The organism is Acidobacteriota bacterium (genome assembly GCA_038040445.1).
GTDB lineage: Bacteria > Acidobacteriota > Blastocatellia > UBA7656 > UBA7656 > Onstottus_A > Onstottus_A frigus.
The window spans coordinates 251,489-275,293 of record JBBPIG010000007.1 but is presented as its reverse complement, the minus strand read 5'-3'; the positions used below and the strand labels follow the sequence as shown (position 1 = coordinate 275,293).

The following is a 23,805-nucleotide window of genomic DNA, read 5'->3' as shown; positions in this document are numbered from 1 at the left end:
GCCCGTCCGGACTCCGTCAGGAGTCTCCTGTCTATAGAACACGACGCAGCGAAAGCCCGTCCGGACTCCGTCAGGAGTCTCCTGTCTGTAGAACGCAACGCAACGACGCAGGTCCGGACTCCGTCAGGAGTCTCCTCTCTATAGAACGCGACCCAACGACAATCGGTCCGGACTCCGTCAGGAGTCTCCTGTCTCCCCGTGATTCGCTGGCTTCGTAAGTGCCTCGTGTGTTAAATGGCGACCAACAGGAGGTGTCCAACAAATGGCAAACACTTACACCCAGATCTATGTCCAGGTTGTCTTCGCGGTAAACGGCAGACAGTCGTTGATCAACTCGTCCTTCAAGGAAGATTTGTTCAAATACATTGGCGGCACAATGCGCAACGCAGGCCAAAAGCTGATTGCGATAAACGGAATGCCCGACCACGTTCACATTCTGCTCGGCCTCAAGCCCACCGTAGCGGTATCGGACTTCGTCAAAGACATCAAGGTAGCTTCATCGAGACTCATTAACGACAAAAAGTGGGTCCGAGGCCGCTTCAGTTGGCAAGAGGGATTTGGCGCGTTCTCGCACTCGCAGTCGCACCTGAGCAAAGTCGCCAGATACATTGAGAACCAGGAGCGCCATCACGCACGGCGATCCTTCAGAGATGAGTACTCGTCGATGTTGAAGAACTTCCAGATCGAACACAACGAACGATACCTTTTCAAATGGATCGAGAAGTAGTCCTGTGTGGGCAGGAGACTCCTAAAGGAGTCCAGCCAGCCATCGGCGCGGTGGTTCTATCGACAGGCGGCTCCTATGGAGCTTCCCTTTCGCGCCAACTCTTCGTTTGCGAGGAGTCGCGCGAGAACGCCGAGAACGAGGTTCAGAGTTCAAGCTTTAGCTCGCTTGATCCATTACGCGCAACCTAAAGGTTGAACTCTGAACATCCGGAACCATCAGCACAACTGACTACTATCGCTAAGACTTCAATGATGTCGCGGCTCGGGCAGTTCTGGCTGGCTTGCGTTTCGAGGCGGCGCGCTTGAATGCTGGTGAATGCGACTCGATTTGTCGCATTGCCTCGCGGTCGTAGACCTTCTCCCCGCAGTCCGGACATTCGTAGTATTCCAAGTTGGGTACTGTGTATTCGAGCCCCTCGAACTTCCGGGTGAAGTTTCGCCGAACCCTTTTGATCCTCTTGCCCCCGCAAGACGGACACGTCGTGATGTTAAGCTTGTCCATTCGTTATATCGACCTCTTCGATGATATCAGAAAGTAGTAGCTCCCTCAGCCAGCTTCCTTTACGAGCTTGTTTCTTGCATAGATGAGCAACCCGTTCACCGTTGATAACTTTCGACATTGAATCATGTTGGCTTAGCCGCCGATGTTCATCTACACTTCGCGAAGAAAGTAGCATTGTTAACGAGGGAACGCTTATGGTTGACGAGTCGTCTCCGCTGTTGCCGCCTGCGGAAGAATCCATCGAAGCGGAAACCGACACCGCACTCGAACCGGAACCTGAATCAGGCAGACCCACGCCCGAACCTACTCGACAGCCTGGCTTCCTTTGCGCCTCCGGAAGGTGGTGGCGTTCGGTCTGTAAGGGGCTTCCCTTCTACAAGGAGAATGAGAGCCGGCGGTATTGCGTGCTCCATTATCCGGGCAAAGAGAAGATCGCTGATTTCAAAGCGGCGCTCGATGGCAAACTGAACAACGGAGACTTTGATTTTCGGGCGGTGTGGTTTCCCGAAGAAGTTGATTTCAGCGACTTCGAGTTCAGTGCAGCTGCGGACTTCAGCTCTGCCACGTTCAGCGCCGCTGCGCACTTCATCTCGGCAACTTTCTGCGCGGATGCGGACTTCAACTCGGCCACGTTCAGCGCCGCTGCGGACTTCAGATCTGCCACGTTCAGCGCCGCTGCGGCCTTCATATCTACCACGTTCAGCGCTGCTGCGGACTTCAACTCGGCCACGTTCAGCGCTGCTGCGGACTTCAGATCTGCCAGGTTCAGCGCGGCTGCGGACTTCAACCTCTCAGTCTTTCAAGCTCGAGCTAATTTTTGTCGCGCCTCTTTCAATGACTCTATTCACTTCTTCGGGAGCGCAACCTATAGGCGATTGAAGGACGGCGCCAGCTTAGCGATGGCCCTTGGCAAAGATCCGTCGCTCGACTTTCAACACGTTCGGATTGAGCACCCCGAGCGTATGGCTTTCCATACGCTAAACCTCCGCCCCCACTGGTTCGTCAACGTCGACTCTCGCGAGTTTGTCTTAACCGACGTAGGCTGGGAGTGGGATCGCATCAGCATCAAACAAGAGATCGCCGCCCTTCAAAGCAACAAAGTTTCACCCTCGAACCGCCTTCTCACCATAGCGTGCCGCCAGCTAGCCGAAAACGCGGAGGCGAATAACCGCTACGAGGAAGCATCGAATTTCCGATACTGGGCTATGGACCTCGGGCGCCGGACCAAGTGGAAGGGCTGGTCGTTCTGGAAAACAGACTGGCTGCACATGCTGTACTGGGCGGTGAGCGGATACGGCGAGAGGATACGCAACGCGCTCGGAGTGCTTGCTGCTGTGTGGATCGTTTTTGTGCTGCTCTACACGCGCGTTGGCTTTGCGCAGCAACCGCCAAAGGCGTCGCATGAAGGCGCCTCGTCAGCGACGGCGGCGTCAATGACGATCGAAGACAGAATAGGGCAGCCCCTTGAATTCTCTCGCGCGCTCACATACAGCCTCGCGGTGATGAGCTTGCAGAAGCCTGAACCCAAGCCGCTCACCGGCACGGCGCAAACGCTCGTGACCCTTGAAACCATTCTCGGGCCCGTGCAAGCCGCGCTGCTCGCGCTCGCCATTCGACGCAAGTTCATGCGCTGAGCCGAATCGGTTATACTCTCGCCTTGTTTTGATAGCTCCTTCAAGGAGGTAGACGGAATGAAAAAGCGATTGTCCGCAAAGCGAAAGTCCGAGCTGTGTTTGATCTGCGGCAAGTGCTGCATGTCGATGACCTTTTTCGGCGGCGAAGTTGATGACGAAGCTCGCGATGAGATTCATTGGATGGAGCTTCATGGATTGAAGATCGATTACGCCGAAGAGCAAGGGCGTACCGAGTACTACTTCACGATTCCGAAACGCTGCGACGCGCTCCAGGAGATCAAGACCCCGAGCGGCGCTACGAACTATGTCTGCGGCGTATACGAGACTCGCCCTCAGATGTGCCGCGACTATGACGGCCGCATGGAAGGCCCTCAAGGCGTTGCGGATTGTTTGTGGAGATTGGAAGACGGTGCGATGCCGGTGCCGGCGACTAACCTCGTTCAACTGCAATCGCAGTCTCGATAGGCTCGATCAGGGACTGATTGGCTGCGCCGGCAAGGTGCGCTCGCAGGTCAAGAGGAGGAACGATGGACTTTGCTCTCTGTGACGAGCACCGGATGCTCAAGGATCTCGTCGCGCGTTTCGTGCGAGAAGAGCTTTTGCCGCTCGAAGCCGTCGTGCTCGAACGCGAGGCCTCAGGACAGGGAGCAACACTGACGGCCGAAGAACGAGCGCCGATCGACAAGAAGTCTCGTGAACTCGGCTTGGGGGGGCTTGATGCTCCGGAGGATGTCGGCGGTGCGGATTTGCCTGCGGTCGCGATGATCGGCGTCAACGAAGAGTTGGGAAAGACGATCACGCCTTATGTGTTTCCGCCGGACTCACCCAATCTTCGCATGCTGATGGTGACGGTCACTGAGGAGCAACGCGCACAGTATCTCGAGCCGTATGTCCGAGGGGAGACGATCTCCGGCATCGGAATCTCCGAGCCGGGCGCCGGTTCCGATCCTGGGGCGATGACGACCCGTGCGGTCAAAGAAGATGGCCAGTGGGTGCTCAATGGACGCAAGATCTGGTTCAGCAGAGCCGCCGAAGCGGACTTCTCGATCGTGATGGCTGTGACAGATCCGGCGAAGGGTACGCGCGGCGGCATCTCTGCGTTTCTGGTGGACAAGGGGACGCCCGGATTCAATGTCCTACGTAGAATCCCGATGATCGGAGGCGCGTTCACTTACGAAGTGGCTTTTGAAGATTGCCGGTTGCCGGAGTCGAAGCTTCTGGGAAAAGAAGGCCAGGGGTTCGCGCCGATGCAAGTGCGGCTATCCACGCGGCGGCTCGAGATGGCGGCCTGGTGCACAGGCATCGCGCAACGCGCGCTCGACATGATCTGCGATTACGCGCCTCAGCGCATCACTTTCGGCGTGCCGCTCGCGGAACGCCAGACAATTCAATGGTGGGTCGCCGACGCCGCGACGCAGATTCATGCTTGCCGGCTGATGGCTTACGACGCCGCGTGGAAGCTCGATCAAGGACGCGACGTGCGAACCGAAGTATCGATGATCAAGGTATTCGCGACGGAGATGGCGTGGGACATCGTCGACAAGGCGATGCAGACATTCGGCGGGATGGGGATGACCAAGGAGATGCCTTTGCAATTGATGGCGAGCCAGGTCCGCAACATGAGGATTTACGATGGCCCGTCCGAGGTGCATCGCTGGGTTGTTGCGAGGAAGCTGCTCAAGCTGCGGTGAAGACAGGGGCATTTTCCGTTTTCCATTTTCCATAGATTTTCCATTTGTCATTTGTTATTGAAGAGGATCAGTTAATGGCAAATATCAAATGGAAAATGGAAAATGGAAAATGGAAAATAGAAAACGAAGCACCCTAAAAGGACCACGCTAAGGAAACTCATGTCAGACCTGAAATACGGCGATGTGTCAGTTCGGCTGGACGGCCACGTGGCTCTCATCGAGATTCATCGGCCTCCCCACAATCATTTCGACGCGAAGCTCATTCGGGATCTCGCCGATGCATTCGAGGCGCTGGATAACGAACCCGCGTGCCGCGCTCTCGTTCTGGCCTCCGAAGGGAAATCGTTCTGCGCCGGTGCGGACTTCAATCCGGTCGCGCCCGGCGCTAACGACGAAGTCGTCTCCAGCACAAGCCACCTCTATCAGAATGCCGTTCGCTTGTTTGCTTGTGCGAAGCCGGTAGTGGCCGCCATTCAGGGCGCGGCGATTGGCGGGGGCCTGGGGCTTGCGCTGGTAGCCGACTTTCGAGTCGTATCGCCGGACGCTCGCTTTGGCGCCAATTTCGTGAAGCTCGGCATTCATCCGGGGTTTGGCCTCACATACACGCTTGCTCGGTTGATCGGTGTTCAGCGGGCCAACCTGATGTTCTACACCGGACGGCGAATCAACGGAGAAGAAGCTGTTTCGTGGGGGCTTGCTGATGTGTTGGTGACTGAAATTCCGCTGCGTGAGGAAGCTATGAAGCTCGCAACCGAGATCGCGGAGTGTGCGCCTCTTGCGGTCCAGTCAACCCGGGCGACTATGCGACTCGGTCTCGCCGACGCGGTGAAGGCCCAGACCGATCGCGAACACTCGGAGCAGAGCCGGCTCTTCAAAACCGAAGATCATCGGGAAGGTGTTCAGGCCGTGCGTGAGCGGCGGTCAGGTCGCTTCAAGGGCCGATGAGAACCATAGCCGCGTCAGCAGGAGAAAGCATTGCGTAGTGATCTTCACGGCATCAAAGCGATCCTCTTCGATGCGGGTGGGACGCTAATCCATCGATCTCGATTCAGCTCGCATTCGCGATCTTCTGAGCGATGAACTCAGAATCGAAATCTTGAGAGGTTTCCGCGCGCAGTCGCTTGCTATGGCCCGCTTAGCCGAGCTTGTCGCGGACGCTCAAGGACGCCTTCGCCGAGCAGCGATCTCGTTCAACTGCGAACATCAGCCCGATAGCCCTAATAACCCGATAGCCCCCTGAGAAGACCGTGTATCGAGAGGGCAGTTGACGTAGAATATCCGTGACACTGCAAGGTCGCCGGTATCGGGCATCGAGCATTGACCGTTGGGGGGTAGCACAATCGTGAAACAACTTCATACTCATTCAGCAGCCGCGTTCATTGCTGTTGCAATTACAGCATTGGTCCTTGCTGTCGGGCCTTTGGGCCGCGTAAACGCCGGGGTAGGCGAGCTCGATCCGCAGTTTGGCAACGGCGGCAAAGTTTTTACTCACTTAGCCTTTGGCGACCGGGTCACCTGCCTCGCGTTTCAGCCCGACGGCAAGATCATCGCGGGCGGGGCGAGCGGGAGCCGCCCCATATACGACGCCTTCGATTTCACGCTCGTGCGCTACCAGGCGGACGGCAGCCTCGACTTGAGCTTCGGCTTCGGCGGCAAAGTCATCACCGATTTTTTAGGGGATGAGGACTATGTCAACGCCGTCGCCGTCCAAGCCGACGGCAAGATCGTCGCGGCGGGAAGAGCCCGCAAAGGCGTTGTTATCTATTTCGGGCTTGCGCGCTACAACACCGACGGCAGCCTCGATGCGACCTTTGGCTCCGGCGGAAAACTGCTCACCAACTTCTTCGGGTATGGCGGTGACGCTTTGGCCATGGCCATTCAGCCTGACGGCAGAATTGTCGCTGCGGGAAGGACTTTCAGCGGCCCGTCTGAAGTCCAAGTCGACTTTGGAGTTGCACGCTACAACATCGACGGCAGCCTCGACGCGACGTTTGGTTCGGGGGGCAAGGTCGCTACTGACTTCGGCGCATACGACCTCATCACCGCAATGGCGATCCAGCCTGACGGGAGAATAGTCGCCGGGGGAGACACATACACCGAAGGTGCGCAGAACGATTTTGCCCTCGCGCGCTACAACAAAGACGGCAGCCTGGATTCCACCTTTGGCTCCGGCGGCAAAGTCGTCACCGACTTCGCCGGTTTGCCGGACTTCCTCGCCGGGCTCGCTCTCCAACCTGACGGCAAGATAGTCTTAGCTGGAGACGTCTCTACTTATGTTTCTGCTTCGCGCGATGACATTGGATTCGGTCTCGCACGTTATAACAAAGACGGAAGTCTCGATTCGAGCTTTGGCTCAGGCGGCAAAGTTATCACCCAAGGTGTCCTGATCTGTGCTGATGCCGTCGCCATTCAGCCCAACGGCAAGGTCATCGCGGCAGGGCTTGCCGTCCCTAACACCCCGGACGGCGACTTTGCTCTCTCTCGCTACAACTCAAACGGCAGCCTTGATCCAGGCTTCGGATCAGGCGGCATAATTACTACCGACTTTACGCCCAGCGACCGAGCCTTTGCCCTGGGACTCCAATCCAATGGAAAGGTCGTCGCGGCGGGAGCCGCTTACGATGTAACCAAGGGATCGGGGTTTGCGCTTGCCCGCTACGATTTCGGTGACATCACTACCAAGTCCTTTGATATGCACCTGCAGAACGACACCTGCGTGCTCCAACTGGATTCGGCCACTGGAGACTACAGCTTCACGGATTGCGCCAGCGGATTCACTATTGAGGGCGTTGGCAAGATCAAAGTCCGCGGCTGCAAGCTCATCCTGCATGACGCTAGCGAGAATCATGACGTGTGGGCCAAGCTGAACGTCTGCACTCACACGGGTAAGACGGCTATCGAGCTATTCTCGCAGGGAATGAGCTACAGCTTGAAGGACGCAGACATAACCGCCAGCGTTTCTCCATGCCGATAGACCGAATGCAGCACGGGGCCGTCCCGATTGAGGGCTCAACAGAATCAGCGGCCCACCCTCGACGCCTCAAAGCCATCTTCTTCGACGCCGGTGGAACGCTGATCCACCTCGACTCCTCTTACATTTGTGATGCCGTCAGCTCAGAGCTAAGCGTTGAACTGTTCGCGGACAATTTTCGGAAGGCCCAGTTTCTGGGGATGCGTCGAGTGGCAGAGCTGGTCGCGGCCGGAGCCGGCTCTACCGAGACACTCAAGCGAGAGTTTTACTCAACGCTGTTGCCTGAGGTCGGTGTGTCGAAGGAACAGCTCGCTGCTGCGGTCGAGTGTGTCCTGAGGCTTGCGCAAAGCGAGATGCTCTGGCGTCAGTCGGATGAAACTACTGCTGCAGCTCTGACCGCGTTGAAAGCGCGCGGCCTGATTCTCGGAGTCGTATCGAACAGCGACGGGCGAATCGAGAGCGCGTTTGAACAAGCCGGGCTGGCGAGCTATTTTGATTTCTTCATCGACTCTTTTCACGTCGGCGTCGAAAAGCCGAGTCCTGGGATCTTTCGATTGGCGACCGACCGCGCGGATGTCCCTCCCAGTGAGGCGGCGTACGTTGGCGATCTTTATTGGGTTGATGTAGTAGGCGCTCGGAACGCGGGTCTGTTGCCAATCCTATACGATCCATTCGACCTAAACTCAAAAGCGGCCTGCATGAGCATCCGTTCGATCGAGGAGCTGCTGACTCTGACTCGGTGAACGTTCGAACCAGGAGCCCAATTCGTGTAAGTTGAAGTTATGCCGCTTAGAGAAATCCGACATTCCAATGAAATGAAATGATGCGGAGCGATAGGCTGCCAATCGAAGTGAGTCGATGGGGTGGCGCGGCGAACCGCGTTACCTTCTGCGGTGATATGAACCTAAGCGAGAATGTCCTTTATTGCCAGCGTCCACCCTCGCGGCGCTCGCCACTCTCGGCCGTGAGCCGCCTTTCACGTTGACCGCGGCCGGAAATCTCTATTCCGCTCGCGACACCCGCGCCGAACAACATCCCTTCAATCGCGCCCATAACGATCTGAGTCGTTTGACCAAAGTGCACTTCGCCGAAGAGCGGCGCGAGCCGGTCCATCCTGATCTGCGAATTCGCAAACAGCCGCGCTACGATTTCGAGGCTCGCGCTGAAAAGGTTTCCGCCGATCACCGTTAGCAGCACACCGGCGCACATCGCTCCGATGCTTGCACCCAGGACTCGCTGCCACGGACGCGAGCGCCGTATCAGCGTGGCCGCAAGCACCACCCCAAGCGATAAGCCGGCTCCTATAACCGCGCCCTCGAACGCTCCGGTTATTCCCGCCGGACTCTGACCGAACAACGCCCTCACGGTGTCCACGCCGAGCAGTTTGGTGCTGCCTCCGACAACCGCGCCGCCCGCGGCGCCGCCGACTACAGACCACCACTTGCTGTGACGATACGCGACGTGAGCAAGGGAGATCATTCCGAAACTCACGCCGAGCCCACCAACCGCGCCGATGAAGAAGCCAAGCGTCACTAATACCAGCACCAGCTCAGCGGCTTCAGCCGCCGTCGCTTCGCGAACAATGCCCAGTCCTGTGCCCAATATCACGCCGCCTGCAATACCCGAAGCGGCCCCTCCTAACATTCCGCCGATCCCACGCCGCACGATCCGGGCGCCGTCCCTGCGAAGCCGCACCCACATCAGCCCGCCGATAACCAGCAGGCTCACTGGAATAGACAGACGTGAAAGCCGGACAAGCTGCTTGTTGTGATCGCGGACCATCGCGAGGCTCATGGCCTGCCGAATCGGCCCGGCGCGCGCTCCGTCGTTGCAATCGGAAAGCGCTCGTTCGACGGCCGTTCCGATCCACTCGGCGAGCGCGATGCCGGCAAACTTCCTGACCATCAAGTCCCGATCCCAAAGCGCGAGCTTGCGCAACAGAGCTTTCATATCCGCGGTGCGCAAAAGGGCCGCTGCTTCAACGGCGCGCAATCGCACCTCCGAACCGGCGTTCTCGCTTGCGTTCGCGATTAACGCCGCGGCGCGAGGAGACGCCTTAACCAACCAGTCTGGCGCGGGCCGAGCGCGATTCAACACACTGGTCATCAGCAAGTCAGCTTCTTCTCCGGTCAACCCAAGCTGCTCGCCGAAACGCATCACAAGATCGACCGCGTCTGCATCGATCAACAAGCTGTGCGCTTGATAGTTCTCCATCGCGCGCTCGATGACCCCGCGAGCCCGCTTGAGCGCAACCTCGTCCGCGGTCAGCCAGCGCAAAACTTCGGGCGTCAGAAAATCGTGCGCAAGCTCGATCCACGCCGCGCCATCCTGACGGCGGCGGCGCAACACCCGGGCGGCTACAAGTTCTTCGATCAGCAGTTTCGTTGCAGGATCATCAACGCAGTTGTTTCCAATCCGCGCCTCGACTTCCGCCGCTTTGAGAACAAGCCGCTGTCCGCCTTCAGAGATGAGCGCCGTGAGGATTCGCCTTGCGGCTTGCAGGTCGTCGGCGTCAAAACGGCGCATGACTCGGTCGAGGTAACCGGCCAGAATCTGCGCCGCGCCGCCCAGCCGTTCGTAGGCTTCAAGCGAGATCGCGCACGCCTCGTCCCTCGAGTCGTAAAGGTTGTCGCAGACGATCTGCAACTGCGGCGGATCGACGCCACCCGCGTCTCCTATGTCGGCCAACAATCGATCTACTAGCTGAGTCTCGTAGCGGCAACCGACGGAACGCGCCGGACCGGTGATCGCAAGCTCCGCCTGCGCGCGGCTCAGACGCTTGAGCCGGTACTCGTGATGAAAGATCTCAGGTATCGCCGTCTTTAGCTGACTCATCTCTGCGAGAAGGTCCTCGCGCAAGGCGAACACCAATCTGACCGGCAAATCAGCGGAGGCAAGCTCGCCGGCGACGCTCAGGAAATGCCGCCTCGCGTCCTCCGAAAGCAGCGAGAAGAATTCTTCAAACTGATCGAGGAAGAAGATCACGTGACGGCCATCGTCAACTGTTCGGATCAACTGGATCAATTGGATCAATTGATCGGGGCTCTGATCGCAGCTTGCCTCGACGCCGCCAACACCGGAAAGCGCGGTCACCATCTGGTGAACCGGGTCCGTGAAACTGCGGATGACGAAAACCCGATGCCCCTGGGCCTTGAGCTTCGGCATCAGGCCGGCGCGCAGTATCGAGCTCTTGCCGACGCCGGACCGCCCGTGAAGGATGAAAGAACGGTGAGCAAGAATCTGCGAACAGATCGCTTCGACTTCGTGTTCCCGGCCGAAGAAGAGACTGGCGTCTTGCTCGGAATAGTAGTCCAGAAACTTGTAGGGACGCGCGGCCCCCGGCGCACGACGAGGGCGGTCACCCGCGTTCGCGCCCAGCGTAGGAGCATCGTACCCGGGCGCCGGCTGTTCGTCTGCTTCGATGACGTTGCCGATAAACACATATCCGTGCTTCGGAACGGTCTTAATGTACCGGGGACTCGAAGCGTCGTCGCCGAGTTGCTTGCGAATGTCCTTGATGCACTGAGTCAGCGCGGCGTCCGTTACGAACACGCCGTCCCATACCTCTTCGAAGATTCGCTGCTTCTCGACCAACTGACCCGCGCGACTGACGAGCAGCACCAGCACGTCGAGATACTTCGAGTTCAGCGCGACGGGTTCACGGTTGCGCGAGAGTTGCCGGTTGCCTGCGTCGAGGAAGAAGTCGTCGAAGCGATAACTGCTAACCGAAGTGCTGACCTGACTCATCCTTTGAATCTTCTCACAACTTAATCACTGATGGCTCATTTTTCCGGCGATGCAGACCGATAGAATGTGCTTAGAGCCCGATCGACTGGCTCGGGTTGCTCGGAATGCCACGCACTGTATTAACAGGAGATTGGCGCAGATGAAAGTCAAAATGATCCTTCCGGCGCTCACCGAGGCGACGAGTCCCTTCTGGCGGCCGATTAAGTACTCGCTGTTTCCACCGCTGGGACTCGCCACACTCGCCGGCTACCTGCCGGCCGGGACTTCTGTCGAGCTGCAAGATGAGCACGTCGAGAAACTCGATCTGAACGACGAGCCGGACCTGGTAGTGATTCAGGTGTACATCACTTCGGCGAAGCGCGCTTACTCGATTGCCGATCACTATAGAAAGAAAGGCGCGCACGTTGCGCTTGGCGGTCTGCACGTCACGTCGCTGCCCGAGGAAGCAATGCGCCACGCCGACACAATCTTTCTCGGCCCTGGCGAGGATACGTGGCCGACGTTCTTGAAAGACTATCGCGAGGGAAAACCGGGCCGCGTCTATCGCTCGACGACCCGAACTCTGATCGATATACCGCCGGTTCGGCGTGAGCTAATCAAGCGTCATCTCTACTTGGTTCCCAACTCGATAGTCGTTTCGCGCGGATGTCCGCACACTTGCGATTTCTGCTATAAGGTCGCGTTCTTCGAAGGAGGCAAAGGCTTCTACACTCAGCAGGTCGATAAAGCGCTGGCCGAGATCGAAAGGCTGCCCGGACGGCACCTCTACTTTCTGGATGACCACCTGTTTGGAGACCCGCGCTTCGCATCGGCGCTCTTCGATGGAATGAAGGGAATGAAGCGATTGTGGCAAGCAGCGGGAACAGTCAACTCGGTGCTGGCTCCGCGCTTGGTGGAGAAAGCAGCGGACAGCGGCCTTCGAAGTCTATTCGTCGGCTTTGAGACGCTGAACCGCAACAACCTGATCCAACAAAACAAGTATCAGAATCTGGATAGGGACTACACGGCTGCGATTCACAGGCTGCATGAGGCAGGAGTGATGATCAACGGAAGCTTCGTCTTTGGCATGGACGATGATGACGAAACGGTGTTCGAACGCACCGTCGAGTGGGCCATCGAGCAAGGAATCGAGACGGCTACGTTTCACATTCTGACGCCGTATCCGAGCACTGCGCTGTACCAGCGGATGCAGGCACAGGAACGAATGATGAGCGATGACTGGGACCTGTTTGACACTCGTCACGTGGTGTTCCGGCCGGCGAAGATGACGCCCGAAGCTCTGGAAGCGGGCTACTGGCAAGCGTACAGGAAGTTCTACAAGTGGGGCTCGATATTGCGCGGCGCCTGCGCGAAGCCCGGCCTCAAAGAAGGGTTGAGGCACGTCGCGTACGCCGGTGGGTGGAAGAAGTTGGAACCCCTGTGGGACTGGTTGATCCGCGCCAAACGGGTCACCTCGCTGCTGCCGATGCTCGAAGCGGTTCTGACAGGGTTCGGCTCTCATCCGTCCGGTGTTGACTCGGATCAGAACCCGGACGCCAGGAGCAATCCGCAATCCGACAGCGGTGACGAAAGCGCTTTGCCGTCCGGGACCCGGCGAAGAAAACCGGCGGTATTGACGGCGAAGTGACACCAGCCGTTGCTTCTCACAGTTTTCTCACTGCTTGCTCACTTTTTTGTTGGTGGAGTCTATTAGAGTAAGACGACTTCTGTATTTCGCCTCCTGTTTTGTATTTCGTCTTCTTGTTGGATTGCATGGAAGGACACTACAAAGGACTTGCCGTTACCGCCGCAATCGTAGCGGCCATCGGCCTCTCGCGGCTGGCGATGCTGGCTGCACTGAACCGCCGAGATCAAGCTGTCGGGCTGAATCAAGAAATTCAGTACGACGATTTCGCGTTCTCGGTGCTTGGAGTTCGCAAGGCGAGCGCTCTCGGAAGCGGAGACACTCAGACCAACGCGCGAGGGGTCTACCACGTGGTGACGCTCAAGATTGCGAATCACGCTAAGCGCGTCGACTACACCTTCAAGAAGGCGTCCGCGATACTGGTTGACGATCGGGGGAGAGAGTTTCACCTGTCGGTCGACGGGCAACAGACGCTCGAGTCTACCCAGAGTAACAAATGCAACGGCCCGATTCCGGCGGGCGCCTCTTGCACAACCGAAATCGCGTTTGACTTGCCCGCAGATGCGCTCCCTTCTCAGATGAGATTCTCAGAGGGCGATTCGATCGGAGATATTCTGGACGTTGTCTTCTACGGAAAGAAGCGAATCGAGATTGGGGCCCCGCAGCACTAAGGGAACCTCTTTGCGCAGAGACTCGGGTTAAGCAGTGTCGTTTTGAAATCACGGGAATCAAGGGGGAGTTGGAACATATGGCTATGCGAAGTTTTGATCTGGCAACAATCGATCCGGCGACAAACGAAGACCTGCTGCAGGAGTTGGACCTGGCGAGACTGCCGAGGCACGTCGCAGTCATCATGGATGGCAACGGAAGGTGGGCTGCAAAGCGAAGCCTGCCGCGACTCATGGGGCATCGCGCGGGCGCGGACGCCGTGCGAAGGACGGTCGAGACAGCGGCGCGACTGGGCATCGAGTGCCTTACGCTGTACGCCTTTTCAACTGAGAATTGGAAGCGGCCACGCTACGAGATTCGCGCGTTGATGGACCTGTTGGTGGAGTACCTGCGCAGAGAGCTGCACTCGCTCAAAGAGAACAACATTCAGTTTCGAATGATTGGGCGCAGCGAGGAGCTTCACCTCTCGGTGCTCGAACAGATTCGCAAGGCGGAGCTTTCGACTTTTCAGAATACCGGGCTTCGCCTGAACATCGCGGTCAACTACGGCGGGCGCGCCGAGATCGTCGATGCCTTTCGAAAACTGGCCCGCGAAGTGGCAGCGGGACGGCTCCAGCCGGATGAAATCGACGAGGAGATTGTCAATCGCAGTCTCTACACTCGAGAGCTGCCCGATCCGGATCTGCTCATTCGCACGAGCGGCGAGATGCGCATCAGCAACTTCTTGCTATGGCAGATTGCGTACGCCGAAATTCACGTGACCGATACGCTCTGGCCGGACTTCGGCGAACGAGACCTGTTCGCCGCGCTTATTGATTATCAGAAACGCGACCGGCGTTACGGGCGCGTCGAGCAACTGGAAGGAGTGCCGGCTTAAGCGCGGTGACCTGGGATGCCCGCAAATGAACGTGCTTAACATCAAGAATCCCCGGCGTAGTCTCGTGGCGCCGAATCAGTCCGGCGTCTAATCGTTCGCGGCGGATTCGGCTTCATCGGCAGCGGGTTCGTCGATAATACTGAGCCGGACGCGGTCCACCCGTTTGCTGTCGGCATCGACTACTTCGAAGCGCAGTCCTTTGAAATCGAGCTTCTCGCCGATGGCGGGTACGTGACCCAGTTCGTTGATGATCAACCCGGCAACCGTCGTGAAATCGTCAGCCTCGAGTTCTTTGTCGTAAAGCAACTCGACTTTCCTTATCTCAGCGCTTCCATCGATCAAATAAGAGCCGTCTTCCGACTGAACTACCTCGTCAGCCGTCGTGACGTCGTCCTCGTCTTCGATCTCGCCGAGTATCTCTTCGATTATGTCCTCGAGGGTCACCAATCCCGCCACTCCTCCGTACTCGTCAATGACCATCGCTATCTGGACTTTTGCCTTTTGCATCTCTTCGAGCAGCTCTCGAACGGACTTGCTTTCGGGCACGAAGTAAACGGGACGCATGCATTTGGTAACCGGCTTGGTCATCTTTTCGGCATCGCAGAACGCCAGCAAATCGCGGACGTAGACCATACCTTCGATGGTGTCGATCTGATCACGGTAGACGGGAATCCGGGAGTGTTTCGACTCGATCATCAACTGTCTGGCGTCGGCTACGGTGGCGGTGGCCTCGATTGCGATGATCTGGGGCCTTGGGCGCATGACCTCGGCTACACGCGTATCGCTGAATTCGATGATGGATTGAATCATCTCACCCTCGGACTCCTCGATTATTCCCGCTTCTTCGCCAACGTCGATAAAAGCCTGGATCTCTTCTTTGGTTTCTTCAGCCTCTTCTTCTTCCGTGATCGCTTCTTCCGGCTCCGGCTTTCTCATCCGGTTGAGAAGTCCGGTCACCGGCGCGACGAAAACCGAGAAGAAACGATAGAACACCTGAAACATGGGAAGCAGCGCCCAGAACACATCGTCCGGATGGTTTTGAGTTATGAGGCGGGGCAAGAGCTGTCGAAAGAGCACTACGACTACGAACGCGGCAACAAAGGCCAGCAGCAACGGCAAGCGGGCGCCGGCATCAATGAATACATCGGCGAGTAGGATCGCGATCGCTGCTATCGAGAGCTGGGTGCCAAGGATAAGTATCAGTCCGAACCGCCGGCGGTGTTCCATCAACTCGCGAAAAAACCGCACCCGCTGCGGACTATCCTCGCGCTCGCTGCTCAGGACCCTGAGTGAAACCTCGCTCAGCGATTCATACGCGCTCTCGATTGTGGAAAGAAAGACCAGCAAGAACAACACAACGCCGGTCGCTATTAGCTCAGTTAACATAAGAGAAGTGATGCGTGGCTCGTGATTCGTGATGCGTGATGCGTGATGCGTGATTCGTGACAGAAGCGCGACTTCAAAGGTCCAGGCTTAGCATGCGCTCGCCAGTAACGCCATGTGGCCCCAACCCTCCGGTCACGCATCACGCTTCACGCATCACGCATTACGCATCATTTAATCCAGCAGCTTTCTCCGCAGCTTCAATTCAAGCCGGTTCATTTCGCCGCGATCAGTCTCGTGATCGTAGCCGCACAGGTGAACCACGCCGTGCATCACCAATTCGTCCACTTCGCGCTCGAACGAGTGGCCCGCTTCATTGGCCTGTCTTAGCGCCGTGTCGGTTGAAACCGCGATGTCACCAAGGTATTCCGGCGCGTTGTCGCCAGTGAAGTCTTCATCTCCCGCGCCTGGCCGCTCAGGCTCAGCCGGAAAAGAGAGCACATCCGTCGCTCGATCGCTTGCTCTGAACTTTCGATTCAAGTCTCTCATGACGCGGTCGCGAACAAATGCAACGGTCAGGCTCGCGCCCGGCTTTCCAACCGCGCCCAGCGTAGCGTCGGCGAGCCTCGCGACCCGGCTTGCGTCTATGCGCGCGAGACGTTGCCGGTTTACTACTTCAATCGCCACGAGCCTCTCTGAGTTTTGGCGCCGGAGCGGTCTTTGCGCCGGTAGCCGCCGGATGACCGCCCGAATCGAACACTTCCACGGCGGGCGCGACTTGCGACAACTGGTTGAAGTCATAACCCGGGTAAGCGATGCGGTGATGATGAATTCCCATTAACACCTTCACGAAACTCTCGGCGACCAGACGGAGGTCGCGCAAGGTGATGTCGCATTCATCGAATTGCCCGTCGTCCCGCAGACGAGTGCTGATCAGGTCCACCATGTTACGAAGCTTGGTCGGCGTCGGCTCTGCCACGGTGCGAGCGGCCGCTTCGACGGAGTCTGCGATCATGATTATCACCGCTTCTTTGGTCCTCGGTTTGGGGCCGGGATAGCGGAACTCCTGTTCCAGAGCGTTGGAGTCGTCATCGGTGGCCTTGCGCGCCTTGTAGTAAAAAAACTTCATCAGACCCGTGCCGTGGTGCTGAGGAATGATCTCGATGATTCTGGGCGGGAGCTTGTGCTGTTTCGCTATTTCAACGCCCTGCTTAACGTGGTTGGCAAGCACGATCGAAGACATCTTGGGCGAGAGCTTGTCGTGCCGGTTATCCATGTATGACTGGTTCTCGATGAAGTAGCTCGGCCGCACACTCTTGCCTATGTCGTGGTAATAACAGGCGACGCGGGCAAACAGCGCGTCTCCGCCGATGGCTTCCGCGCCGGCTTCGGCCAGCAACCCCACCATGATCGAGTGGTGATAAGTTCCAGGAGCGCGCTCGGCCAGTTGCTTGAGCAGCGGCAGATTCAAGTTCGAGAGCTCGAGCAGCTTGATGCTGGTGGTTATCTGAAACAGCCACTCGAACAGCGGAAGCAGTATGGAAGCGGCCATCGTCGCGAGCACGCCCCCGGCGAATCCGCAGAACGAGTCGAACAGAAGAAGACGCAGGCTTGCCTCGTTGGCGCCGAGCAGGTCAAGCGCCAGCGTTGTAGCAGCGTTGATAGCTCCGATCCACAGTCCCGCGGCTACCAGCGTGGTTCGATCTCTGCAATTCTGCAAGTGGTAGATCGCTCCGGCGCTCGACATCAGCGTGAACGCAGCCATATGTACGTTGCCCGAAAAGACCCCGACAAATACCGACAGAATCGCCGAGAAGATGAACGCGGCGTTGGCATCCGTCAGGATCGTAACCATCACTGCCCCGACTGCCAGCGGCGCAAGATAGCGATAGCCGGTCGGCGAATCAAACGGCGTATGGGTTGACCATTGGCTCATTGCCGAAGCGAAGGTGAAGAAGAGCCGCCCGAGCCCGAGCGTAACAACAAAACAAGCGATCTGAAGCAGGAAATGCCTGCGCACACGAATATGACGCCGCTGGTATCGGACCATGTACTGCCACAACACCAACAGGAGCAGCATCACTATTATGACCGTTCCGGCGAATTCGAGCGCGCGCTGGCCTACCGGGCGATGGGCCGCAGCTTCACTGAGAAGCATCGCTTTTGCCGGCGTTACCGTCTCGCCGCTCGAAACGATAGGCTTACCGCGCTCAACAGTGAGGATCGCCGGCGGAACGGCGTCACGGTTCAAACTCCTCCGCTTTTCGGTCTCGGCGTCGTTGTATTCGAGATTCGGTACGATCAGGGAACCGAGGATCTCGCCAAGCATTCTCCGGTCGGCTGCATCGTACTCAGCCGGCCAAATCACTCTCTCGGACTTGAGCGAAGCGCTGGCGGTCAGTTTATCTTGAATCGAAGAAAGATCGGTGACAGTAACCTCCTGACCCGTCTTCAGATCTCGACGAATGATTCCACTTCCGCCCAACCGCCGAAGCTGCGTGCGGCCGTTGACGATCGGCATCATCATCACCGATTCGAAGTGCTCGATCATCAACCGTTCGAGCTCCGAGCTGAACCGGTGCTTCTGAAGCACTCTGATTTGATCCGGGTCCAGCGGAATCCCGATCCCTTCCTCGATCTTGTCGTGCAGGGCCTCGACTGCTGCGTCAGGCGGCGCCTCGCGTCCGGCGGCAAACAGTTGTTCGAGGCTGCTCCGGGATTCTCGCGCACTCCTGATGTTGAAATCGAAAACCGGCAACACTGAAACGGCTGCCTTCTCGCGAAGAAGCTTGGTTTCGGCGGCGTCCTCGATCTTCAAGTCGTCGGGCGCGATGATGGTAGAGGACGAGATGCTGCCTGCCGGCAGTTGTTCGACCTGAGGGCGCTGGTATTCGCGAAGCAGGAGAATGGACAGAGCGACGATGATGAAGAGCCCGACACCCGCGTCAATCACAGCCTGATCCGACAAGCTGGCCGAGAAGGCTTTCAGACCCTTTGCCAGGCGGGCCGAAAGTCGAGGACGCACGGTTGCTACGGGCTTGGACATAAGGAGTGATGCGTGATGGGTGATGCGTGAGAGGAGCACAATCCCTTCACGCATCACGCATCACTTCATAGCTTGTCTTCGAACTTTATCTTAGAGTGTTTGTCGTACGCCAGGACTATCATCTGAACCAGGTGGTGTCGCACAACGTCTTTTTCATTGAAATAGATGAACTCTATTCCATCCACATCCCCGACTACTCGCTGCGCTTCGACCAGCCCGGACCGCCGTCCCGCAGGTAAGTCAATTTGAGTTATGTCGCCGGTGATCACAGCCTTCGATCCAAAGCCTATGCGAGTAAGGAACATCTTCATCTGCTCAGAGGTTGTGTTCTGCGCTTCGTCCAGAATGATGAACGCATCCGACAGCGTTCGCCCTCGCATGAACGCCAGCGGCGCGACTTCTATCACTCGCTTCTCCAGCAGCCGGGTCACTTTCTCGAAATCGACAAGATCGAATAGCGCATCGTAGAGCGGGCGCAAATAAGGATCGACTTTGTCCTGGAGGTCGCCCGGTAGAAACCCGAGCTTTTCGCCGGCTTCGACCGCCGGCCGCGCAAGCACGATCCGGTTCACTCGCTTCTGCATCAGCTCCTGAACCGCCATTGCAACTGCGAGATATGTTTTTCCGGTACCGGCGACACCGATGCCGAAGACTATGTCTTTTTTCTCGATCGCCTCGATGTACCGGCGCTGATTCGCCGAGCGCGCTGTGACTTGCTTCTTGCCTGTCGGATTGATCCGAGTTCTTGTGAAGTAATCGCGAAGCGTAAAAGCGCGATCTTCCGCGATTTGCTTGAAGGCGGACTTCAGCTCGTCGTTGGACATCCGGCGTCCTTCTTCAAACAGCGCGGCGTAGTCTTCGAGGATTTTTTCCACCACCTTGACGTCGTGCTCATCGCCTTCGATCGTCAGTTCGCTGCCGCGCAAGTTGACGCGCACGCCGATCAAGCTTTCGAGGTGTTTGATATTCTCGTCGTAGGGGCCGAACAGCGCCCTTATTCCTTCTTCGGGTAGAGTGACGGTCTTCAAGACTGCTGGTTTATCTCCCATACAAAAAAGGCGCTCATCCAGCCCTTCAGGCTCATAAGCGCGGACAGTTTAGTGCTTTCTCTTATCGCTCTCGAACTTCACAAGTCATAGGCCGGTTGCAGCCCGTCATAGTCGAAACCTACTACAGCCGGGGCGGCATGTCAATCTAGGCACTTCCCGCGTTTTCGGCTGATCCGCTGATTGAATCGGCTCATGGTTCCAGCTAATTCTTACAACTTCGATACCACAGCCGACTGACCGGCCATCCTCGGCTTATTGCTTCTCGATTGAAGATTGCGGAGTCAAAAAGTGCGGATGAATGAACATCGGTACGAGCCATAACGGCGGAGAACGCCTTCCCGGGTTGATCGAGCGGGGTCGTGGGCAAAAGCAAGAAGCCCACCGCTCGAGCGATGGGCTTCCAGGACTTAGAATGAGTGGGGCCTAGACTGAGCGGGACTTTGAGTGGCGCCTGGTCACCAATCACCCTGCTTGATGCGCTTCTTGATTTTTCGCTTCGTCAGGTCACGCTTCAGCGGGCTCAGATAATTGATGAACAGCTCGCCGTCGAGGTGATCCGTTTCGTGCGAGACGCAGCGAGCTTGAAGGTCCATTACGTCAAGAGTCATCTCGCTGCCATCCGTGTCACGAGCGCGAACTACAACACGCTGCGGCCGCTTGATCTCGAGAAACATACCCGGGAAGCTCAGGCAGCCCTCGTCACCAATTTGCTCGCCTTCTTCGGTTTCGATCACCGGATTGATCAGCACGGCCTTCTGCTTCTTGTCCTTGCCGGTGCTGCAATCCATCACGAACAAGCGCTTGAGCACACCTACTTGAGGAGCAGCAAGACCAACGCCTGGCGCCCCGTACATAGTTTCAAACATATCGTCGACGAGTTTGCGCAGATTCTCATCAAACTCGGTCACTTCTTCCGCAAGTTTGGTGAGAATCGGATCTCCGTACTTAACAACATTCAGTATCATTGCTCTATCTCAAACTCCTTAGGTCTCTCGTCATATTGGCGCCGCTCAGCAAGCTTCTCTCCGAGCAAGTGGTTTAGCATCGCGGTCCGTCCTCTAAATCCGGTCACCTCTCTCCACGCTACGATCGCAAGTCCGACCAAGATTATAGCAGCCCCCACAAGGCTGTGTGTCGCGTAGCCCATCACGAAGCCGATGAAAAAAATTGCCACCAGAAGCAGATAGTATAGGATGCCGTGAGTGCGCCTGGCGTTGATCGAGCGGCGCAGCTCTTCAACCTCGCGATCAATCTCGTGCCTGCTGTTCGGCCCCTGACGGTCGTGACTCGATACAATCATCACAGTCATCGCGCTGCTCCGGCGTAGCATAGACTTTAGTCTGTGTCGGGCGACTCCGCTATAAGAGCGATCACCCAACACAGACTAAAGTCTACGCTACCTCAGTAACGTTTCAACTGTTCCAAATATCCCTCGAAGTTTCGCTTCATCTCTCCGAGGCTGTCTCCGCCAAACTTCTCGCGCGCAGCATCGGCCAAAACGATCGCAACCATCGCCTCACCGATCACCCCAGCCGCGGGGACGGCGACGATGTCCGAACGTTCGAACGCGGCGGCTGATTCTTCCTTGGTGACCACATCAACGCTCGCGAGCGGCTGCCTCAAAGTCGATATTGGTTTCAAGTGACCGCTTATCCGTATTTCTTCGCCGTTTGTGATGCCGCCCTCGATCCCGCCTGCCCGATTGGTTGGCCGGGTGAAGCCGCGTTCAGCCGAATTATAGCCAATTTCGTCGTGTATCTGCGACCCGGTGCCGCGGCTGACCTCGACGCCCGCGCCGATCTCAACCGCTTTCACCGCCGGTATGCACATGATGGCCTGAGCTAAGCGGCCGTCGATCTTTTGGTTCCACTGCGTGTGCGAGCCAAGCCCCGCAACGCTACGGGCGACGACTTCGAAGATCCCTCCCAACGTGTCCTTTGCTTCCTTCGTCGCATCGATGAGAGCGATCATCTTCGCTTCGGCTTCTTTGTCTGCACATCGCAACGGAGAATCGTGTGGGATGCTGGCGATCTGCTCCCAGGTCGCTTTGATAGGCTTATCCGGCACACCGCCAATCCTCGCCGTGTGACTCGCTATTTCGACGCCGATCTCTTTTAGCAGCAGCTTGGCGAATGCGCCGGCCGCGACGCGCGCTGCGGTCTCACGCGCGCTGGCTCGTTCGAGTATGTCTCGAAGATCGTGAGTATCGTACTTGAGCCCGCCCGCGAGATCCGTGTGCCCGGGCCTCGGCCGGGTAAGCTTTCGAGCGCGCTTTTCGTCGGCGAATTCGCGAGGTTCGGTCGCCATCACGTCTTGCCAATTCTCGAAGTCACGATTGCGAATCAGCAGCGAGACCGGCGAGCCGAGAGTCTGTCCGTGCCGAACGCCTGAAAGAATCTCAACCTCATCGCTTTCAATCTTCATCCTGCCGCCGCGGCCGTAGCCTTGCTGCCGCCGCCAGAGTTCGCGGTTGATGAAGGCGGAATCGATCGGCAGCCCGGCAGGCAGGCCTTCGATGATGGCGACCAGGCCTTTGCCGTGGGATTCGCCTGCTGTGATGAAGGTGAATTGAGTCATAACCATCTACGATGCGGCCAACCACTGGTCCCAGTGTCAGGCGCGACCGGAGTTGAGCTAATTAGATCTGTAACAACGCCTTCATTTGATGGTGTACCTGAGAGAGGTCAGACGCGCTGAGTCGTCCGAGCCTTCGCCTAACCCGTCGCTGTCGATAGCACGCAACTGGAATACTAGGGCAACAGAAGTCGTATTCAGGTTGTTATCGGAATCGGGCTGGATCAAGAACGTGCCGGGAAACGTCTGGGCCGTCAAGCGCGAGGTTAGAGGGACGATGAGCACGGTTGGTAGCTGATCTCCGAACTTCGGAGCTTGCGCGATGATGGCGGGTCGCGCACCAGCCTGCTCGTGGCCATTGCTAGGAGGAATCCCGACGGTGTAGACGTCGCCGATTTCCATTACGGCAGCCCCTTCTCGAATTCAATGAGGGCTTCATCGCTAAGCCGCTCCCACTGATCAAATTCGCCCTGAAGCGCCAAAGCCGCTTGCCGGCTCTGAACCAACACGCTCTCTTTGAATAGACGCACGATCTGCAAGAGGTTGGGAAATGCTTCTTGCGGCAATCCTTCAATCTCGTTCATCAATGCCTGTTGGTAGTTTATGTCGGTGCTTTCCATGATTTGTCCTTTGGCCCATCTGACTTCAACGCGTTGGGTTCTCTCCACAATACGTTAGACTCTACCGCAAGTTAAGTATGCGATCACGCGCAATCAGGCGACATCACCAGGAACGGATCAAGCGCCGCGTCAAAAAAATACTACGACTGACCATCGAAGTCGTTGATCAACGCTCATAGATTGATAATGAGACTTCTTTGGTTGAGTTCAGCGATGCTCCGCACAATGCACCCGCGACAATAACTGAGACTGTCACCGCCAGGAGGACCACCGCGCGGGTCGTAACGTTCATGAGCTCAGACGCAACTATGATGGCACCTCCAATAACTCCTCCTACGGCAAACGCCTTAACGCTACCTTTGAGCGATAATAGCCGAAAGGCCGTACCAGCCGAGATACTAGCGCCGGCAACCGCGAATCCGAGGATGAAGACAAAACAAAAGCCTAGCAGGACAACTAACGCCGGCGGACCTAACACGTCTTCCCCCTTGCCATACGCCAAAACGGCGAAGGACATCACAACCACGAGTCCGCCAAGAAGCAAGCCCAAATCTGCTGCAAAGGCGGCGAGCAGGATCAAACCGAAATCCCTAACCTTCCAGGCCAGTAATGCTCCCGCGATGGCACCTCCGAGAATCAATCCAACAAAGGGAAATCCGCAAAACGCCAAGGAAGTCGCGACTAAGGTTCCGATTCCGAAGCCAATCGAACCGAGAACAGCACGACCCGCGTTTTTACTCATACCCGTTACC

21 protein-coding genes are annotated in these 23,805 nt (G+C 57.3%); 10 read left to right on the top strand and 11 right to left on the bottom strand.

All coding sequences use genetic code 11. The annotated features are described in order from the left end of the window. Positions 1–262: 262 nt before the first annotated feature. The 7 genes from tnpA (at position 263) to AABO57_10360 (ending at position 8,267) form a co-directional block, all read left to right on the top strand. Positions 263–727: an IS200/IS605 family transposase gene (gene tnpA, locus AABO57_10390; GenBank protein MEK6286138.1), complete on the top strand. Its 465-nt coding sequence runs from the start codon at positions 263–265 to the stop codon at positions 725–727. A gap of 695 nt (positions 728–1,422) precedes the next feature. Next, positions 1,423–2,862 carry a pentapeptide repeat-containing protein gene (locus AABO57_10385; GenBank protein MEK6286137.1) on the top strand — a complete coding sequence of 480 codons (1,440 nt, stop codon included), beginning with the start codon at positions 1,423–1,425 and terminating at the stop codon, positions 2,860–2,862. A 57-nt stretch (positions 2,863–2,919) separates the two neighbouring features. Next, on the top strand, positions 2,920–3,327 hold the full coding sequence (locus tag AABO57_10380) for a YkgJ family cysteine cluster protein (protein ID MEK6286136.1): 408 nt from the start codon (positions 2,920–2,922) through the stop codon (positions 3,325–3,327). Positions 3,328–3,389: 62 nt separating this feature from the next. After that, positions 3,390–4,553, top strand: coding sequence for an acyl-CoA dehydrogenase family protein (locus tag AABO57_10375; GenBank protein MEK6286135.1), 1,164 nt, complete (start codon positions 3,390–3,392; stop codon positions 4,551–4,553). A 159-nt stretch (positions 4,554–4,712) separates the two neighbouring features. After that, complete coding sequence (locus AABO57_10370) at positions 4,713–5,498, top strand: enoyl-CoA hydratase/isomerase family protein (protein ID MEK6286134.1); 786 nt, start codon at positions 4,713–4,715, stop codon at positions 5,496–5,498. 397 nt (positions 5,499–5,895) lie between these two features. Then, positions 5,896–7,527, top strand: coding sequence for a delta-60 repeat domain-containing protein (locus AABO57_10365; protein ID MEK6286133.1), 1,632 nt, complete (start codon positions 5,896–5,898; stop codon positions 7,525–7,527). After that, positions 7,518–8,267 (top strand): HAD-IA family hydrolase, encoded by a 750-nt coding sequence (locus tag AABO57_10360; GenBank protein ID MEK6286132.1) that lies wholly within the window; start codon positions 7,518–7,520, stop codon positions 8,265–8,267. Before AABO57_10365 ends, AABO57_10360 begins: the two co-directional genes overlap by 10 nt. A gap of 178 nt (positions 8,268–8,445) precedes the next feature. Here the strand turns inward: AABO57_10360 and AABO57_10355 are convergent, their stop codons facing one another. Next, complete coding sequence (locus AABO57_10355) at positions 8,446–11,271, bottom strand: winged helix-turn-helix domain-containing protein (GenBank protein MEK6286131.1); 2,826 nt, start codon at positions 11,269–11,271, stop codon at positions 8,446–8,448. Positions 11,272–11,410: 139 nt separating this feature from the next. On the opposite strand from AABO57_10355, the gene AABO57_10350 reads away from it, so the two are divergent. From AABO57_10350 to AABO57_10340, 3 genes are all read left to right on the top strand, one after another. Beyond that, on the top strand, positions 11,411–12,898 hold the full coding sequence (locus AABO57_10350; protein ID MEK6286130.1) for a radical SAM protein: 1,488 nt from the start codon (positions 11,411–11,413) through the stop codon (positions 12,896–12,898). Positions 12,899–13,023: 125 nt separating this feature from the next. After that, entirely contained in the window at positions 13,024–13,566 is a 543-nt protein-coding gene (locus tag AABO57_10345) for a DUF4352 domain-containing protein (protein ID MEK6286129.1), read from the top strand. A gap of 77 nt (positions 13,567–13,643) precedes the next feature. Beyond that, positions 13,644–14,441 (top strand): isoprenyl transferase, encoded by a 798-nt coding sequence (locus tag AABO57_10340; protein MEK6286128.1) that lies wholly within the window; start codon positions 13,644–13,646, stop codon positions 14,439–14,441. Positions 14,442–14,528: 87 nt separating this feature from the next. Here the strand turns inward: AABO57_10340 and AABO57_10335 are convergent, their stop codons facing one another. The 10 genes from AABO57_10335 to AABO57_10290 form a co-directional block, all read right to left on the bottom strand. Continuing rightward, complete coding sequence (locus AABO57_10335; GenBank protein ID MEK6286127.1) at positions 14,529–15,827, bottom strand: hemolysin family protein; 1,299 nt, start codon at positions 15,825–15,827, stop codon at positions 14,529–14,531. A gap of 171 nt (positions 15,828–15,998) precedes the next feature. Continuing rightward, positions 15,999–16,451, bottom strand: a complete 453-nt coding sequence (ybeY, locus tag AABO57_10330) for an rRNA maturation RNase YbeY (protein ID MEK6286126.1) — start codon at positions 16,449–16,451, stop codon at positions 15,999–16,001. Then, entirely contained in the window at positions 16,441–18,864 is a 2,424-nt protein-coding gene (locus AABO57_10325) for an HDIG domain-containing metalloprotein (protein MEK6286125.1), read from the bottom strand. The genes ybeY and AABO57_10325 overlap by 11 nt, the downstream gene beginning before the upstream one ends. 11 nt (positions 18,865–18,875) lie before the next feature. Further along, on the bottom strand, positions 18,876–19,859 hold the full coding sequence (locus AABO57_10320; protein ID MEK6286124.1) for a PhoH family protein: 984 nt from the start codon (positions 19,857–19,859) through the stop codon (positions 18,876–18,878). Positions 19,860–20,314: 455 nt separating this feature from the next. Then, the gene (def, locus tag AABO57_10315) at positions 20,315–20,824 is read right to left on the bottom strand and encodes a peptide deformylase (GenBank protein ID MEK6286123.1); all 510 of its coding nucleotides are present in this window, start codon (positions 20,822–20,824) and stop codon (positions 20,315–20,317) included. Then, positions 20,821–21,168 (bottom strand): hypothetical protein, encoded by a 348-nt coding sequence (locus tag AABO57_10310; protein MEK6286122.1) that lies wholly within the window; start codon positions 21,166–21,168, stop codon positions 20,821–20,823. The genes def and AABO57_10310 overlap by 4 nt, the downstream gene beginning before the upstream one ends. Before the next feature lie 92 nt (positions 21,169–21,260). After that, a complete protein-coding gene (gene aroC, locus AABO57_10305) occupies positions 21,261–22,436 on the bottom strand; it encodes a chorismate synthase (GenBank protein ID MEK6286121.1) in 1,176 nt (391 codons plus the stop codon). Between the two features lie 81 nt (positions 22,437–22,517). Continuing rightward, entirely contained in the window at positions 22,518–22,835 is a 318-nt protein-coding gene (locus AABO57_10300; GenBank protein MEK6286120.1) for a type II toxin-antitoxin system PemK/MazF family toxin, read from the bottom strand. Then, on the bottom strand, positions 22,835–23,053 hold the full coding sequence (locus AABO57_10295) for a hypothetical protein (GenBank protein ID MEK6286119.1): 219 nt from the start codon (positions 23,051–23,053) through the stop codon (positions 22,835–22,837). The genes AABO57_10300 and AABO57_10295 overlap by 1 nt, the downstream gene beginning before the upstream one ends. Positions 23,054–23,219: 166 nt before the next feature. Next, complete coding sequence (locus tag AABO57_10290; GenBank protein MEK6286118.1) at positions 23,220–23,795, bottom strand: hypothetical protein; 576 nt, start codon at positions 23,793–23,795, stop codon at positions 23,220–23,222. Between the last annotated feature and the right edge of the window lie 10 nt (positions 23,796–23,805).

What these genes read in the sequence shown, in the direction of transcription:
- tnpA (MEK6286138.1), top strand. Translation starts at nt 263, where the DNA reads ATGGCAAACACTTACACCCAGATCTATGTCCAGGTTGTCTTCGCGGTA.
- AABO57_10385 (MEK6286137.1), top strand. Translation starts at nt 1,423, where the DNA reads ATGGTTGACGAGTCGTCTCCGCTGTTGCCGCCTGCGGAAGAATCCATC.
- AABO57_10380 (MEK6286136.1), top strand. Translation starts at nt 2,920, where the DNA reads ATGAAAAAGCGATTGTCCGCAAAGCGAAAGTCCGAGCTGTGTTTGATC.
- AABO57_10375 (MEK6286135.1), top strand. Translation starts at nt 3,390, where the DNA reads ATGGACTTTGCTCTCTGTGACGAGCACCGGATGCTCAAGGATCTCGTC.
- AABO57_10370 (MEK6286134.1), top strand. Translation starts at nt 4,713, where the DNA reads ATGTCAGACCTGAAATACGGCGATGTGTCAGTTCGGCTGGACGGCCAC.
- AABO57_10360 (MEK6286132.1), top strand. Translation starts at nt 7,518, where the DNA reads ATGCCGATAGACCGAATGCAGCACGGGGCCGTCCCGATTGAGGGCTCA.
- AABO57_10355 (MEK6286131.1), bottom strand. Translation starts at nt 11,271, where the DNA reads ATGAGTCAGGTCAGCACTTCGGTTAGCAGTTATCGCTTCGACGACTTC.
- AABO57_10350 (MEK6286130.1), top strand. Translation starts at nt 11,411, where the DNA reads ATGAAAGTCAAAATGATCCTTCCGGCGCTCACCGAGGCGACGAGTCCC.
- AABO57_10345 (MEK6286129.1), top strand. Translation starts at nt 13,024, where the DNA reads ATGGAAGGACACTACAAAGGACTTGCCGTTACCGCCGCAATCGTAGCG.
- AABO57_10340 (MEK6286128.1), top strand. Translation starts at nt 13,644, where the DNA reads ATGGCTATGCGAAGTTTTGATCTGGCAACAATCGATCCGGCGACAAAC.
- AABO57_10335 (MEK6286127.1), bottom strand. Translation starts at nt 15,827, where the DNA reads ATGTTAACTGAGCTAATAGCGACCGGCGTTGTGTTGTTCTTGCTGGTC.
- AABO57_10325 (MEK6286125.1), bottom strand. Translation starts at nt 18,864, where the DNA reads ATGCGTGAAGGGATTGTGCTCCTCTCACGCATCACCCATCACGCATCA.
- AABO57_10320 (MEK6286124.1), bottom strand. Translation starts at nt 19,859, where the DNA reads ATGGGAGATAAACCAGCAGTCTTGAAGACCGTCACTCTACCCGAAGAA.
- def (MEK6286123.1), bottom strand. Translation starts at nt 20,824, where the DNA reads ATGATACTGAATGTTGTTAAGTACGGAGATCCGATTCTCACCAAACTT.
- AABO57_10310 (MEK6286122.1), bottom strand. Translation starts at nt 21,168, where the DNA reads ATGACTGTGATGATTGTATCGAGTCACGACCGTCAGGGGCCGAACAGC.
- aroC (MEK6286121.1), bottom strand. Translation starts at nt 22,436, where the DNA reads ATGACTCAATTCACCTTCATCACAGCAGGCGAATCCCACGGCAAAGGC.
- AABO57_10300 (MEK6286120.1), bottom strand. Translation starts at nt 22,835, where the DNA reads ATGGAAATCGGCGACGTCTACACCGTCGGGATTCCTCCTAGCAATGGC.
- AABO57_10295 (MEK6286119.1), bottom strand. Translation starts at nt 23,053, where the DNA reads ATGGAAAGCACCGACATAAACTACCAACAGGCATTGATGAACGAGATT.
- AABO57_10290 (MEK6286118.1), bottom strand. Translation starts at nt 23,795, where the DNA reads ATGAGTAAAAACGCGGGTCGTGCTGTTCTCGGTTCGATTGGCTTCGGA.